14 protein-coding genes are annotated in these 15,803 nt (G+C 40.0%); 9 read left to right on the top strand and 5 right to left on the bottom strand.

The annotated features are described in order from the left end of the window. Nucleotides 1-15: 15 nt before the first annotated feature. Nucleotides 16-1,215 (bottom strand): NnrS family protein, encoded by a 1,200-nt coding sequence (locus SULBA_RS07355; protein ID WP_014769652.1) that lies wholly within the window; start codon nt 1,213-1,215, stop codon nt 16-18. Then, entirely contained in the window at nt 1,199-1,759 is a 561-nt protein-coding gene (tpx, locus tag SULBA_RS07350) for a thiol peroxidase (RefSeq protein ID WP_014769651.1), read from the bottom strand. The genes SULBA_RS07355 and tpx overlap by 17 nt, the downstream gene beginning before the upstream one ends. Before the next feature lie 166 nt (nt 1,760-1,925). Between tpx and SULBA_RS07345 the strand changes: the two genes are divergently transcribed. Then, the gene (locus tag SULBA_RS07345) at nt 1,926-2,915 is read left to right on the top strand and encodes a virulence RhuM family protein/type II toxin-antitoxin system death-on-curing family toxin (RefSeq protein ID WP_014769650.1); all 990 of its coding nucleotides are present in this window, start codon (nt 1,926-1,928) and stop codon (nt 2,913-2,915) included. Nucleotides 2,916-2,948: 33 nt separating this feature from the next. Here the strand turns inward: SULBA_RS07345 and SULBA_RS07340 are convergent, their stop codons facing one another. After that, a complete protein-coding gene (locus SULBA_RS07340; protein ID WP_014769649.1) occupies nt 2,949-3,707 on the bottom strand; it encodes an ETEC_3214 domain-containing protein in 759 nt (252 codons plus the stop codon). Between the two features lie 16 nt (nt 3,708-3,723). Continuing rightward, complete coding sequence (locus SULBA_RS07335; protein WP_014769648.1) at nt 3,724-5,700, bottom strand: bifunctional C40 family peptidase/M15 family metallopeptidase; 1,977 nt, start codon at nt 5,698-5,700, stop codon at nt 3,724-3,726. A gap of 57 nt (nt 5,701-5,757) precedes the next feature. On the opposite strand from SULBA_RS07335, the gene SULBA_RS07330 reads away from it, so the two are divergent. The 8 genes from SULBA_RS07330 to SULBA_RS07295 all read left to right on the top strand — a co-directional run bounded on the left by SULBA_RS07330 (nt 5,758) and on the right by SULBA_RS07295 (nt 14,112). Beyond that, complete coding sequence (locus SULBA_RS07330; protein WP_014769647.1) at nt 5,758-7,086, top strand: ATP-dependent DNA helicase; 1,329 nt, start codon at nt 5,758-5,760, stop codon at nt 7,084-7,086. 35 nt (nt 7,087-7,121) lie between these two features. Beyond that, nucleotides 7,122-7,634 (top strand): hypothetical protein, encoded by a 513-nt coding sequence (locus SULBA_RS13175; protein ID WP_014769646.1) that lies wholly within the window; start codon nt 7,122-7,124, stop codon nt 7,632-7,634. A 9-nt stretch (nt 7,635-7,643) separates the two neighbouring features. Further along, on the top strand, nt 7,644-8,162 hold the full coding sequence (locus SULBA_RS07320; protein WP_014769645.1) for a hypothetical protein: 519 nt from the start codon (nt 7,644-7,646) through the stop codon (nt 8,160-8,162). Nucleotides 8,163-8,234: 72 nt separating this feature from the next. Beyond that, the gene (locus SULBA_RS07315) at nt 8,235-9,035 is read left to right on the top strand and encodes an ATP-binding protein (RefSeq protein WP_014769644.1); all 801 of its coding nucleotides are present in this window, start codon (nt 8,235-8,237) and stop codon (nt 9,033-9,035) included. After that, on the top strand, nt 9,025-9,681 hold the full coding sequence (locus SULBA_RS07310; RefSeq protein ID WP_014769643.1) for a tetratricopeptide repeat protein: 657 nt from the start codon (nt 9,025-9,027) through the stop codon (nt 9,679-9,681). The genes SULBA_RS07315 and SULBA_RS07310 overlap by 11 nt, the downstream gene beginning before the upstream one ends. Continuing rightward, the gene (locus tag SULBA_RS07305; RefSeq protein WP_014769642.1) at nt 9,678-10,214 is read left to right on the top strand and encodes a hypothetical protein; all 537 of its coding nucleotides are present in this window, start codon (nt 9,678-9,680) and stop codon (nt 10,212-10,214) included. Before SULBA_RS07310 ends, SULBA_RS07305 begins: the two co-directional genes overlap by 4 nt. 68 nt (nt 10,215-10,282) lie before the next feature. Then, nucleotides 10,283-12,313 (top strand): ATP-dependent helicase, encoded by a 2,031-nt coding sequence (locus SULBA_RS07300; protein ID WP_014769641.1) that lies wholly within the window; start codon nt 10,283-10,285, stop codon nt 12,311-12,313. Nucleotides 12,314-12,375: 62 nt separating this feature from the next. After that, on the top strand, nt 12,376-14,112 hold the full coding sequence (locus SULBA_RS07295) for a thioredoxin domain-containing protein (RefSeq protein WP_014769640.1): 1,737 nt from the start codon (nt 12,376-12,378) through the stop codon (nt 14,110-14,112). A 39-nt stretch (nt 14,113-14,151) separates the two neighbouring features. On the opposite strand, the gene SULBA_RS07290 is transcribed toward SULBA_RS07295, so the two are convergent. Then, on the bottom strand, nt 14,152-15,798 hold the full coding sequence (locus tag SULBA_RS07290; protein ID WP_014769639.1) for a ShlB/FhaC/HecB family hemolysin secretion/activation protein: 1,647 nt from the start codon (nt 15,796-15,798) through the stop codon (nt 14,152-14,154). Nucleotides 15,799-15,803 lie beyond the last annotated feature (5 nt).

Raw genomic sequence — 15,803 nt, 5'->3', positions numbered from 1 at the left:
CTTTACATGTAAAGGTTACTTCTCAAATAAAATAGCAATATACCGCTTCGCCCACAATCCAAAAATAATCACCCACAACCCAGCAACGCTCAGTACCGCATGTAAGTAGCCATACTGAGGGAAAATCCCCGCCACAATACGAATAAGTGTCATCAGTTGAATCAGCCCAAAAAGTGTAACAGCATAGGCATCTGCTTTTGGGGTACGTCCTGAATGTCCTAAAATAACCCGTGTTCCAAAACCTAAGAGAACGGTTGTAAAGTATCCTAGAGCTAAAGTGTGCAGAGGAGATTTTTCAACATAAATGGGCGCTCCTAAAAGAGCACTAAAATCAGACACGACAAAGAGCCCAAATGCCACAGGTGCCCACCAAATGGAGAGAAATAGCACCCATAAAATGGCAGGCGCTTTGGTAAAAGGTAAGCGCCATTTCACCAACTCATAGGTAATAACACCAAATAAAAGGGCATCTGCTACAAAGGCGTTAATATTGAATGCCTCAAGGATAACTTTTCCTAAAAGCCCTGCAAAAACGACACTTAAAAAATACTGACTTTTATGAATGGTATACCCTGCGATGCTATTGGCAGCGAAAAAAGGCATCATCTTTTGTGAAACAACGAGCACAATAAAAAATGTGTAGAGGTAAAAACTCATACCCACAGCAAGAATGTACGTTGGTATAAACGCATCCACCATAAATAAAATTTGCCCTAAAGCACCAAAGGCAAAAGCAAGGAGCATCCATGCGGTATCGGTTTTTGTGTTCACAAGACTTTGTGTGTGAAAATCTCGCAATATAAGGCATAACTTAAGATACCCCAGCAAGATAATCGCCATAGGAAGCAGTACGGCTTTTTCCGAAATAAAACAGAGGAGCAAAAAGAGTAATCCTCCACCATTTATCATCCAAACAATGGGCAAATAAGCCTCTTTCGTGGCACTCGGTCGTGAGAGATAGCGTGGAAATGTCGTGAGCAAAAAGCCTGCGAAAAATTGCGTAAAGACAATGAAAAGAAGCGCATACGCATGGTAAAGTCTCAAAGACGCTTCTACCTGTAAAATGCCTGCATAGTGCAAGCCTAAGAGTGCGATGAAAAGCACACCTTGCACCACGCCCGCAAAAAAGAAAATGCGGTGTGGTTGCGCTTGTAAATTCTCAAACGGTGTGGTTTGAGGGGCTTTGGGTGGGGTTAAACTACTGACAAAAACCACAACAACTTGCTCCTGAATTTCCTGCTTTAATCGCAGCTTGTAGTGCCTCTTCATAGTTTGGCTCAGCAGTAATTTCTGGCACAATTTGTTTGTAAACAATTTTACCATCTTTGCTAATGACAAAAATAGCACGTGCACACAATCCTTCTAATGCGCCATTGGCAATTAAAATACCGTAGTTTCTCGCAAACGCTTTGTGCCTAAAATCACTTGTGACACTTAAATTGGCAATGCCTGCAACGTTGCAAAATTTCGCAGAGGAAAATGGCAAGTCCATGGAGACAATAGTCGTATCAATCATCTCATACTGTGCCACTTCTTGATTAAAACGTCTCGCTTCTGCATCGCACACGGGCGTGTCTAGCGAGGGAACGGTAATGATGAGTTGCGCTTTGTTTCCCTCACCACCAATGGTTTTTTCTTGTAAATCAGGTGTGACTACCTTTACCATCGGAGCGTCGTTCCCCACTTCTTGAAAGTTTCCCTCAAGTTTAACGGGAGTGCCTTTTAGCGCTGTTTTATCGACTTTTGCTGTAAATATCATGCGAGTCCTTTTACGGTTGGTTTATATGAGAGTCATTTTATCTGATTAAAATCTAAAAAACCTTGATTTAGATCTAGGAATATAAAAAATGCTTACATGTAAAATGACGGACTAAATCAAGCTAGAATGTGTGAAAATATTTACATGTAAATAAAGGAAGCCAAAGATGGAGCATCAAAACGTCATTCTTTATACTGATGAACAAGGTCATGTGAGTTTAGAAGTAAGTCTTGAAAATGAGACGGTTTGGCTCAGTCAAAAGCAACTGTGTGAGCTATTTGATAGAGATAAATCGGTTATTTCTAGGCATATTAAAAACATTTATAAAGAAGGTGAGCTTGATGAAATTTCAGTTGTTGCAAAAAATGCAACAACTGCTAGTGACGGTAAAACCTATAGTGTTGAATTTTACAATCTCGATATGATTGTCTCTTTGGGGTATCGTGTAAATTCTAAGCAAGCAACAGAATTTAGAAAATGGGCGACCAATGTTTTAAAGCAGTATCTCATCAAAGGCTACGCTCTCAATCATCAACGTATCAACGCTCAAAGTTTAAATGAACTCACCGCCACGATGGAATTAGTGCGAAAAAGCATCGAAAGTAAAGAGCTCAGCAGTAACGAAGCTAAAGGTTTGCTAGACATCATTAACAACTACGCTAAAACATGGGCATTACTTCAAGGGTATGACTCAGACGCACTTCATGCGCTTCAAGGCACACTCAATCAGCGGTTTGTTTTGGATTATGATGAGGCGAAACATGCCATTAGCGAGATTAAAAAAGATTTGATAGCAAAAGGTGATGCTACAGAACTTTTTGGCAATGAAAAAGCAGGAGAGTTTAAAGGTGCACTGCTCAATATTTATCAAACCTTTGGCGGAGCTGATCTACTTCCAAGTATCGAAGAAAAAGCGGCAAATCTGCTCTACTATGTCATCAAAGACCACGCCTTTAGCGATGGCAATAAACGTATCGGCTCGTTTTTGTTTATCTTGTTTTTACATAAAAATGGCATCGCTTACAAAGCCAATGGCGAACCAAAGATAAACGATAACGCTTTGGTTTCATTGGCTCTTTTGGTGGCTTCAAGTGACTCTTCGCAAAAAGAGTTGATGGTAAGGCTCATCGTCAATCTTTTAAATGAAACAGACTAAAATAAGCAAAACTCTAGCAGTTTGAGTTAAATATTATTCGATTTCTCGTTTATCATAGTAATGAATATTTAATTGATAATCGTGAAGATATCGTGTTAATTCACTATCGTTTTCACCTATGCCAAAACAGTTTGGCATATTATTTATGCGAAATTCTTGTAATATTTTAGGGTTGTTTTCATCACTTATCGTTAATACAGACATATCATAAGATTTTCCCGCTGGACAATATCCAAGATATAAATCTTTATAATTTCCTGAGTTGCCAAGGTATATTTTTTCTGCATATGAAAAGTAATGTGGGTTCAACTCACTGTAAAAATATATGGCATTATCAAAAAGATTTGAAAATGTTATTTCTAATAGCTTTTGATCAATTTTTGGTATATTTGGATGAAACTTTAATGATCTTGTTGTTATTGAATAAAAAATTAATTTGTCTTCTAGTGAAAAAATAGCTTGAAGAAAAAAAGTTGGAAAAACAAAAATTACATTATTGATTTTATAATTATTAGGTTTTTCATCAAACCTAGGAGTGCCAAATAGGGAGATTAAATATGACTTACTTACGCCAAGATGAAGAGTCTCTAATAAATTTTCAGGATTGAGAGATGAGTTTTTATCATTGGTTATATTGTTTTGATAGTTTAAAATAGTATTGTTATTGCCTTGAATAATATGGCTTTGATTACTTCGTTGTACTTGATTGATAGAAGCTTCAGTAGGTTTAAAATATGCAAAAAAGGTAATAATAGTGCCAATAATTGTTGCAAAAGCGACAAGATTTTTCATAAATAGCCTTTTATATTTAGTCTATACTCTCAAACAGCTCAGGTCGATACTCAAAGTGCATGGTGTCGTAGTGGTACCATCTGCCGCCCCAAACAAAACCATGTTTTTCAAAAATATCAATAATCTCTTTGGGAAATTCATTGTGAAAGGTGTAGGTTTTATCCCAGCGCCAGTAGCGTGAGTAGCTTGTTTCTAAATCAATGGCGATGCCATAGCTGTGTGCGCTAAGCCTTGAGGTTCCTGCGATAGGTCGGTATGCATATGTTCCTGCTGGATTTTTAAGGTATTTCATGTATTTCTCAGGCAAACGGTCGAGTTCATCGGAGACTTTTTGCAGTTGCATCGCCGCATTTTCATTTTGGTTAAATTTAAGTTTTTTAGCCCCATGATTGGGTAACCAAATGACTTCCGTTAAGTTTTTTTCTATCTCTTTTTTACTCTCGCCATAAAGTTTTTTCAAAAAAGCATCGTTGCGAAAACGTCCTGGGTCGTCATTGAGCGTGGGAGGTGTGATGGGGAAAAAAGCAGGGTATGTTTGGGTGAACATATCTTCGATGTCTGCATTTTCAAGCAATTCATCAAAATGTTTCGCTTGTTTGTCATCGTAAGGGAGTGTACTTCCATCCATAAAATAGACGTTGTTGTCTTTGATGGCTTTGACACTGGGGTATTTGGAGACAAGGTTGTTTTTCGTAGCATACGTTGGTTTGACCAAAATACCCTCAACACGGTTAATCAGTAGGCTTGCTTCTGGAACATTGGGCTGATTGGCACCCACATAAAGATCGGTGATGACTGCTTTTCCAATAATATCACGTCCCTCTTTCCCATTTTCCAATGTCTTTACACCCCAGACATTGTGCATTACAAACGGTTTTTCTTGTACCTCACCTGCATAGAGCATAATGTGCCCTTTGAGGTAAATGAGGCTTAAAAAGGCAATGCCGTGTTTTAAAATCATGGCTTCTTTTTCCTTTGGGCTTAAATCTTTTAAAGAGATGTACTCTCCAAAACTCTTTTGTGCGGCAGAGTTTCTAGGTATCCATACGCCAAAAGGGGCTAGAAAATCACGTGTCATAGCCGAACAGTCACGGTTATTGAGGTAGCCTCCCCATCCGTATTTTTCACCTAAGAGCGTGTTGGAGAGTTGGTGAATGCTCTCTTGTGAAAATTCAAGAGGAACTTTTTTCGCAAAGCTTTTGGGAATAAAAAGGGTGAGTTTACTCGCTTCTTCATTGGCATCTTTGGTATAAATAAAGGTATAAAAAAAGTTATCGTCCTCATTTTCTATAGGAAAAATAGCTCCTACTTTGGCGTAACTGACAAAGTGTTGTTTTGCGTTATACAGGGGCACATTGTCTTGAACAATTGCTATTTTTAACGCCTTAATGAAGGGAGTTCGCTCTTTCGCATCAAGCCATACAAAACTGTTGCTAGGCAACCAGCCTGCAGCAAAGGAGCTTTCCACATACGCCCATGCCCCATCTCGTGAATAGTGTGAGATGAGAATGGGTTCTGCGATATGAATGCGTGAGGTTTGCAAATAATCAAAAGGATACCCCTCTCCTGGAAGCGTGGTTTTTTTGAAAAAAGGCTTGTGGGTTGGGAGGTTACGCATTTGTTCATTTTGAAGCATAATGGCATGGGCATTGACACTTCCATGGGCTTCAAAATTGGTACTTTTTAGGAGTGCATCGACTTCATCATCGCCAATAAGCTGTAAATTTTCACCATAGTAACGTCCTTTAATGCCATAGGATTTATTGGCCCATGAGGCATCTTCTTTTTTATGACTCAGGTGTGTTTTAAACCATGGTTTGTAGTAACGGTAGGTAAAATCATCCTGAGCAATGTTCTGTGGCACAATGTTTTGTACAAGACTTTGGGTGGATGGTGCATATGGTTCGTTTTGCCTGAGCAGGGGCTCTTTAATGGCGCAACCACTGAAGAGTAAGAGATTACATGTAAAAAGAAATAGCGTGCGAAATGTCACTGTTTACCCCTTTATTTTGCTACGTGCTATAATAGCAAAAACAACTTAGGATGCCATTTGAGCCTTTCATTAAAACTGATTGATATTTTACAAAAGAGCCACGCTTTACTTACAGGCGGTGCGGGTGTTGGCAAGAGTTATCTTGTGGGCGAAGTCGTGACAAACCTACGAAAAATTGGCAAACAAGTGGTGGTTTTAGGCAGTACAGGTGTCAGTGCGGTCAATGTGGGAGGGCAAACGGTACACAGCTTTTTTGCCTTTGGTATTTGCAATGACTTAGATGAATTGACACGGCATGACCGCTATACTAAAGCTCGATTGGCTGAAATTAAAAAAGTGTTAAGCCGATGTGATTTGCTGGTGATTGATGAAATTAGCATGGTATCAGCGGATTTGCTTGATATGATTTATTACCGTCTTCGCAATGCGGGTTTTGAGGGAAGTGTCCTGTTTGTGGGGGACTTTTTTCAGCTTCCACCTGTCTCAAAAGCCAAAAATGATTCACTTTTAGGAGGATTGGAGTATGCGTTTGAGAGCAGTGCATGGAGTGCGTTTAAGCCTGTCGTTGTTGAGCTAACCAAAACAAAACGTACACACGATGAATGCTTTTTTGAGCATTTAAGCCACATCCGAAAAGGTCACTTAAAAGAAGAAACGCTGGTATATTTAGACGCCTTACGTAACAATGTATCGGTCTGGGATGATGATCCTACGGTTTTATTTGGCAGGAACAAAGAGGCGGAGATGCTCAATATTCAAAAATTGGCACAGATAAAAAGTGAACCCATCGTGCTTAAAGCCAAAGAAAAAGTGCATGAAAAATCCTTACATGTAAACAAAATAGAAGGGTGGAAAAATGCGCTTCCTGTGCCTGTAGATTTAACCCTTAAAGTGGGTGCAAAGGTACTTTTTTGTACCAATAAATGGGGAAAGTACTACAACGGTGAGCGAGGCATTGTGCATGCTATTGATGAAAAAGAGGTGGTGGTTGAAAAAGCGGGTGAGTTTGTGAAAGTTGAGCGTCAAGAGTACACTTTGCATGAAAATGTACTCTTGAATGGTGAAGTGCAAGAAAAGCCATTGGTTTCTTTGGAGCAATTTCCCCTCAAACTTGCCTATGCGATTACGATTCATAAGTCTCAGGGCATGAGCATTGATTCTTTGGTGTGTAACATCAACACTATTTTTGAAAAGAGTCAGTTTTATGTGGCAATTTCAAGAGCACGCTACCCCAACCAATTGTTACTGGATTACCATTATGCTCGTTTTTCAGAACACGTGAGGCGGTGTGTGCAAGTTTCGCCAAAAGTAGGGGAGTTCTACGAAAAATCGGAGATTTTAAAAATAGAAGAACAGCCTAGCGATTCACTTTTTGATGCCTTTTGACGATTTACATGTAAAGAAAATAAAGGAGCTAGCACATGAATCTTAACGCAACATACAGCAGTACATCTGGTACGACCTACAGTGCAAAATCAGCCGTGACACTCAGTGAGGTGCAAGAGAAGGGTTTGAGTGCCAAAGAGATTGTCAATGGTTATATTACGCAGTACATGGAAGAGGCGCTCTTAGAAGCTAAAAAGAGCTTTAGCACGCAAGCCGATACGTTTCGTTTGGCAGATATTGGCTATACGGGAAAGCCTTTAAGTGAATTGAGCCAAAGTGAAGCGGCAGAACTTGTCTCAGAAGATGGCTTTTTTGGGATTGCACAAACGAGTGAACGCATTGCCAATTTTGTCATTGGTGGAGCGGGTGATGATATGCAAAAACTACAAGCAGGGCGTGAGGGCATGCTAAGAGGGTTTGCAGAAGCAGAGCAGATGTGGGGTGGGAAATTGCCTGAAATTAGTTATACTACGATGCAAAAAGCACTCGAAAGTGTTGATGCCAGAATTAAAGAACTTGGCGGAAATGTGCTCGATACATCGGTTTAAAAGGCTCAAATGCGCTACCTTATTTTTATCTGTATACTTTTACATGTAAATCTTCTCGCACAGACGTTGGTTGTGGAACATTTTAAAGCCAACGTCTTCTCAAAAGTCGATAAAAAGCCTGTAGAGGTGGAAGTGGCTTTGGTATTTGAGGGAAGTGAAGTGAGTACAAATGAGCACAAAGTCATTGATGCGCTCAATATTGTTATTGGAAGTTATTACGCAGAAGATTTGGTAATGTCTAAAGGAAAGGAGCTTTTAAAATCGACCTTGATTGGATATGCGAAGAAAACACATGGTCTTGTGATTGATGCGATTTATATCAAGGAGTTGAGCCTAAAAACCAATCCAACAACGCAAGAAATCATTGATGCCATTAAAAAAGAAGCCTTATTTCAACAAAAAAATGCACCCAAAGCAGTACAGCAACAGCAACAACAGCCCCCAGCACAATCTTTTCAACCGCTTAATTTAGCACCACCTTTACCTAAGCGCTCATTAATACCCGACGATAACGCTGTCAATTTTTAAATTTCATCTCATTTCAGGGTTCTTTGAAAAGAATATGTTACAATCATTCATGATTTCAATAAAAGTGTTGTGATGAAAAATTTTGGAATTGCAAAAACCTTGTTTCGTGACAGTGTTACTACATCGTTTTACTTTGATAGCATGAGTGCGGAACTAGCACGTAAAAAAGTAATAGACACGCTTGATGCCAATCACCATTCCCTTCTTTTTCTCATCGGAGATGCGGGCGTAGGTAAAACACACATGTTGCATGTTCTGCATCGCTCATCTTCTTTTTTCCCCCATTCCATTTTAATGCCTCATGCTTATTTTGAGTGGCAAGAGCTCTTTTTACGGCTGTACACGCAAAAAGGAGTGCTGTTTGATGAGACGCTGACACAAGCGTTACATGTAAAGCAATTAACAGAAATTTATCAAGAGAGTTTGTGTACAATTTTTATTGATGAAGCCCATTTATTAGGGAAAAAACAGTGTGAATTGCTTGCAACATTGTGCCATAATAAGGTCTTTCGGTGTGTTCTTTCTGTGCCTTGTGAAGCAAAACAAAAGATGCTAGAACATCCTTCGTTTACGTCTTGTTCAAAAGCCTCTATTGTGTGTGGGCTATTGGCAAAACATGAATTACACCGATACCTTCAATCTTATTTGATGGTGCATTCTCAAGGTGAAATTGCTTTGATGTTTTCTGCACACGATGCCAAAAAGATTGCTCGTTATGCCAAAGGAAATTTTCGCACCATTCGACACTTTTTATACACACTGTTTCATCTTTTGGAGTTTTCTCAAAACCAATATCTTCTTGAGTATACAACCCTGAGCAATAGACTGCTAATGATGACAGCATTGGAAATAGGACTGATTTGTGACAGGTAAACGATTTGAAATGCTAGAAAAGCGTTGTAAGGCATTGGAAAAGAAGCATTTAATTCGAGTGTACATCTCTAGTTTGTTTCTTTTAGTAACAGTGCTTGGTGTTTTTTGGTTCGTTTATACCCCCAAAGAAGTTTATGTTGAAACATCTCCTCTGCCATCTTCAGCTGAAGTGGTCGTTGCGGAAAAAGTAGAGCTAAATGAAACACAAGACATTGCGAGTGTTGTAGTAACACAAACCCCTATAGAGCCAATTGATACGAATGTTCCAACTCTTTTTTTAGCACCTAAATTTAAATCAAAAGAAGAGAATGTTACATTAACACAACAAGACCTCGAAGCAGAACGCTTACTGTTTTTGAAAGAAAATTCCCTTGTTGAAGCATATAAGTATGCACCTACGTATGAAAATGCTTATGTTCTTGCGCAATTTTGTTTTGAACAAAAATTGTACGATGAAGCGATTGACTGGGCAAAAAGGGCAAATAAGTTAAATCCTAATGCAGAACAGACATGGATAATCTATGCAAAATCAAAATTTCACTTAGGTGATAGAGAAGAAGCCATAAGTTCTTTGGAACGTATTTTAGGATACATTAAATCTGAAGAAATAAATGAACTGTTAAATTTTTATAAAGGGCAAAGATGAGACTTTTTTTATGTTGGGTACTGTTTTTCTGTTATATCGCTTATGCTGATTCGTATCGTGATCTTTTAAACGATTATCAGGCGAAGCGTTATGAAAAAGTATGTTCCGATGGTGCTAAGTTTTATCTTAAAAATGAACGCAATGAAGAAATTTTAGTTGCTATTGGAGATGCCTGTGCCAAAATAGATGCCATTCAACCTTTAGGACAAATCAGTAAAAATTTACTCAGTACGAAAGAGTATCGAGAAAGTGCGTCGTACTTCACAACCTTGATGCTTCAAAAAAAATTGATTTATCAATTTATGCATGATGGAATTAATCTTAAAGAGTTAAATCTTCCTCGAACGGAACACGTTCTCTCACGTGTGTTTGAAGAACTCTCAAAAGGCAATTATCGTACGGTTGAAAAAGGCATAGAAATCACCACTCCCCAGATGGAATATCGCTTATGGCTTAGCAATGATGAACCTAAAAAAGCCTATATTGATGAGTATAAAGAGGGAAAATTAGTGCAAAGCCATTGGTATCTGTAAAAACTTTTACCTTATTTTAGGCTCTTTTTAACTAGAATTCCCCCTCAAAAAAATTCTCTAGGAACTCAATGCCTCTTACTCGTCTCAATACTGAGCAAAAAAGTGCTGCTACGGCACCATCAGGTTACAATCTTATTATTGCTAGTGCTGGCACAGGAAAAACCTCGACCATTGTTGCAAGACTGGCATATTTGTTAAAAAACGGTGTTGCTCCTTCAAAAATTTTGCTTTTAACCTTTACCAATAAAGCCGCCGCTGAGATGATAGAGCGTGTGAGTGCTTTTTTCCCTCAAGCCATTACTTCGCAAATAGAATCAGGTACCTTTCATGCGGTAAGTTACCGTTTGCTTAAAAAAATGGGTCGAAACATTGTCCTAAAACAGCCTAAAGACCTTAAGATTTTACTTAAAAGTATTGTGGAGCGAAGACGGTTTGATCATATAGACTCAGGTGTCAAAGCCTACAGTGCGCAATATTTGTATGATTTGTTTTCACTCTATCAAAACAGCACCGTTACACAGAGTTTTACGCAGTGGCTTGAGGAAAATGACAGTGAACATGGTGTCTTTTTTGATATTTACGAAGATATTTTTGAAGAGTTTCAAGCCCTAAAAAGAGAATTTGGCTATGTGGATTTTAATGACTTGCTCATTTTTATGCGTGAGGCATTGAAAAAAGAACATGAACTTTTTTTTGAAGAGGTCTTAATTGATGAGTACCAAGATACCAATACCTTGCAAGGCTCTTTAATTGATGCGTTTCGCTCCAAATCACTTTTTTGCGTGGGCGATTATGACCAGAGCATTTATGCGTTTAATGGAGCCAATATTGATATTATCGGCTCGTTTGCAAAGCGTTATGAGGGAGCAAATGTTTTTACTCTCAATAAAAATTACCGCTCATCCCATAAAATTCTCTCCCTAGCCAACCGTGTTATTGAAAAAAATCCAAGACTCTATGAAAAGCGTTTGGAAGTCACCCGTGATGGTGCCTTTGAAGCACCACAACTGCTCATTTACGATGAGCTTTTTGCCCAGTACCACTCCATTTCCTCTTTAATTAAAAACTCGAAGAATGCACATGCGGATATTGCCGTTATTTTTCGCAATAACTCCAGTGCGGATGGCATTGAAGCGACCTTAAGAGAGCAGGGCGTTGCGTGTAAACGAAAAGGGGGCATTAGCTTTTTTGATGCGGCGGAAGTCAAAGCCATGCTTGATTTGGTAGGCGTGGTGGTCAATCCTAAAGATATGATGGCGTTTATTCATACTTTTGAGTATGCCAGAGGGGTGGGAAGTTCACTCTCCAAAGAGCTTTTTGATGGTTTGTTTAAACTAGGAGAGGGGAACATCTATAACGGTTTTTTTCATCCTAAAGCGGGGGTTGAGGAAATTTTTAAAAAGCGTCCTAAAAACCATCAATTAGGACTTTTTGATGAAATTTTTGATTTGGGTAGTGTGAGTCGTTTTTACGATTTGGGTTTTGAAGAGCAGTTCTTATCCAATCCCATTTTAAAACATCCTCGCCTAAGCATTGATGGTGCAAAGTTTTTGCACCAGTTTTACAAATTTATGAAACATGCCACACGCATTAAGACCCCACAAAGTTTGATAAATCATGTGCTAAGCTCCGAAGTGTTTAGCGCCATTGCTGAGACACTATCGGTGAAGCGTTCCATTAAAAAAGATGGCAGTGTCGATGAAAAGCAAAAAGCAGAAGCTCGCTCTCGTATCTTTCGCAAAGGGCATTTGCTCAAAGATTTGTCTAGCTCCTACGCCTCAAGTGAGCGCTTTTTAAATGCCCTAACCTTAGGAAGTAACGAGATGAGTGAGGGTGAGGGAGTTAATTTGCTCAGCATTCACGCCAGTAAAGGGCTTGAGTTTAAAGAAGTGTACGTCATTGATTTGATGGATGGACGCTTTCCCAATCGTAAACTGATGCAAAAAGGCGGAAGCCTCGAAGAGGAGCGACGGCTCTTTTACGTGGCAACCACGAGGGCAAAAGACATGCTCTATCTCTCCTATGCGAAGTATGACAAGATTAAGAAGATTAGCTATACGCATTCACCCTTTTTAGTTGAAGCAGGAATGGTACATTAAGATTTAAAGCATCCGCTAACTTAAAAGAGATAAAATAACTCCTAAAAAGAGAGGAGTTTTTGATGCACACCAATGAACTGATCCATGAGGATTCTCCTTACCTACTTCAACATGCCCATAATCCTGTTAACTGGATGGCGTGGAGCGATAAAGCCCTTGCCAAAGCCAAAGAGGAAAACAAGCTGATCTTTCTCTCCATCGGGTACAGCACCTGTCATTGGTGTCATGTGATGGAGCGTGAGACCTTTGAAGATGACGTGAGTGCTAAACTACTCAACGACTCATATGTCAGCATTAAGGTTGACCGTGAAGAGATGCCAGATCTTGATAAATACTACCAAGACGTGCATTATCTGCTGACCAAAAGAAGTGGTGGCTGGCCTCTGAGTATCATTATGACGCCCTCTGGGCAGGTTATTTTCGCTGGAACATACTTACCACCTCAAAGTGCTCAAGGACGCATGGGATTTCGAGAACTCACAAGCTTCATCAAAGGTAAATTCGATGATGAATATGAGGAAGTTCAAAAGAGTGCGCAGAGCATTGAGGCGGCTATTAAACATTATGAGCGTAGTTTTGAACAGAAGAGCCGCATTGAAAAAGAGGCTGTTTTAGAATCGTTTGTGAGCAATGTTAAAGCTAGTTATGATGATGTTTCCAAAGGTGTGGGAAGTGCGCCCAAATTTCCCCATGCTTCCACATGGAATGCCCTTTTAGATATTTATGCGCAAAGCAAAAATCTTGAAGCGTTATATATGAGCGAAGATGCTCTTACTGCGATGGCGCAAGGTGGCATAAATGACCAAATAGAGGGTGGATTTTACCGTTATAGTGTCGATGAAGCGTGGGTGATTCCTCATTTTGAAAAGATGCTTTACACCAATGCCGAACTGATTGAAGTCTATGCCAAACTGTATACATTGACACAAAAACCATTGTTTAATGACGTGGTCGATAAAACCATCGAAGCAATGGATGAGCGGTTTTTAAAAGAGGGACTTTATCTCAGTGCCAGCGATGCGGACTCTGAGGGGGAAGAGGGCAAATACTTTGTGTTTAAGTATGCACAAGCCAAAGAGGCTCTTTTAAAAGGTGGGCTAAGTGAGGCGGAAGCTAAGGCGGTCATGGACTATTTTGGTATCACCAAATTTGGCAATTTTGAGCACCAAAGCACCAATCCCATTCTTACATGTAACGAAAAACCTGATCGCTTAGATGAAGCGATTGTGATTTTAAAAGAGGTACGCCAAAAGGTAGCGTATCCCTTTATCGACACCAAAATATTGACCGCTTGGAACGCCTTGATGGTGACGGCTTTGTTTGAAGCAGGTAAAACTGAGAAAGCAAAAAGCGTGCTTGATACGCTTTTAAAATCTTTACATGTAAACGGCATTTTATACCACCAAATCGTCTTCGGCGGCAGTTTGAAAGTGGAAGCGTTGCTCGAAGATTACGCCTTTGTCATCGAAAGCTTACTTCGCGGTTATGTGCATACGAAAGAGGCGAAGTACCTAGCGTTAGCAAAGAAACTAAGCCATGAAGCTGAGCATAAATTTTACAAAGATGAGACGTGGTACCTCTCCGATAAAGCCTTTCGTGCTAAAGCGGTTTTGGAAGATAACAGCTACAAAAGCCCGCTTTCCACGATGATTAAAAATCTGTTTGAATTAGCCAAAATCGAAGATAACACAGCGCTCTTTATTCGAGCACGTGATATGTTGGAGAGTTTTGGAGCTGGCATTCAAAAATATGCCCATGCCTACCCTGAGGCTGTGCGAGCTGTAACACTTTACATGTAAGGATTTTTCCTTACATGTAAAAAAAGATGCGTGAGGTTTTTAGTAGACAAAGCCTAGTTGCAGTAACAGTTTTGTGGAGCGTTCGCTTTCACTCTCAACCTTTTCCCCGCCAATGACTCTGGCGATTTGTGCTTTGCCAAAGAATTGTTTGTAAGACGCCTGATAGCCTATGCCTATATCACTGAGCTGCCTGCTCTCTTGTGTGCCATTTTCGTTTTGCATGGTGGCATAGCCTGTATCGGCAAAGAGGCTTGCTTTATGCATGATTCCCTCAAAAGAAGGTAAGGTATAAAAGAGTTCAGCTCCTAGGATATAGCCATTTTCTGCAGAGTGTTCACCATCGGGAAAGGCTCTTACCCCATAGGCTCCCCCTAAAGAGAAGTCTTCACTTCCATCGAGGTTTTTATTGCCCAGTGCGTGTTGAAAGCGAAGGCTGGTGGTAAGCGCATACAACGGTGAGAATGCCATGGTGTGTTCCACACTGCCTGCAACTTTGGCATACGCTCCATCGGTATCGCTGTTACTAGGACTGTCTAGCTCTCCTTTGGTGAGTTTAAGTTCACTGGTAAGGCTACTGTTGATACCAAAAAGCGTGTGGTTTTTGAGGTAATTGGCTCCAAGACTAAGTGCATTTGAGTCTTTTTTGGTGACATCATCGGTACTTTCAATCTCATCTTTCATCTTTTTATGCGCATATCCCAAAGAGAGGTGTAAGCTCTCTAAACGTGTACGAATGAGTGGATAAGAGAGTGAGGCTTCAAGGGTGGTTGAATGACCTAGCGCATCAAGGGCTTTATACTCCTCTGCAAGGGAGTAGGTAGTACGAGAGGCGCTTAGCTCTCCTCTTAGCCCATTATCCATCAAGGGAAAATTATAATAGACCTTGCCATTTTTTAAATCCGTTGAGGAAGAGAGCACCCCATTGATACCAAATTTATCGCCATAACCTAAAGGAGAGTTTGCACTAAGCCCTGCATTGACTCGATGACGCCCTGTGTATTTGGAGCCATAATTATCCCCTACGATATAGGCACTATAAGGATTGCTTGCTTCTGTTCTCATCTCAAAATCCGATGTACCTACATTTTCTCCAGGTTTGACATCGGCTCCTGTAACTTTCACGCCGGGGGTATCGTTGATAAGAAGCATAGCACGCTCTAGGGTATGGGTACTGATGATATTCTCATGCTTAATAGCATCTAACATGCCTTGCACTCTTTCATTGGACACAAGGGAGCTGTTGGTAAGGTGAAACGCTCCATAGTTTCCTTCAATGATGGCTATCTCTAAAATACCCTCTTTCATGCTCTGTTTTGGGATGTACGCACGGGCGACGAAGTATCCCTCTTCACGGTACGCTTTGGTAATTAAGGCGGTTATCTTTTCTAATTCACCTAAGGTATAGCTTTTACCTGCATAAGGTTCTAGTAAAGAAAGCAGTGTTTCACTCTTTACATGTAAAGCCCCACTGAGTGTAAAGCCTTTAACTTCAATGCTTTTTCCACCCATGTCACTCATAGCGGGCTTTATCTCTTGTGTGGGAAGTGTTGGGATGACATTGTTCATCCCACGTTCGACCTCTTTGGGTGGTTGCACGTTTCTTTCTATATCACTCACGGTAGGTGGTGCCCCAAAGAGGAAAGATGCAGTTGTTAGTGATAGTGTTATAATTTTTACGGTTCTCATTCTTG

This window comes from Sulfurospirillum barnesii SES-3, assembly GCF_000265295.1.
Lineage (GTDB): Bacteria > Campylobacterota > Campylobacteria > Campylobacterales > Sulfurospirillaceae > Sulfurospirillum > Sulfurospirillum barnesii.
Note: the sequence above shows the minus strand (reverse complement) of the source record. Positions and strands in the feature narration are given on the sequence as shown.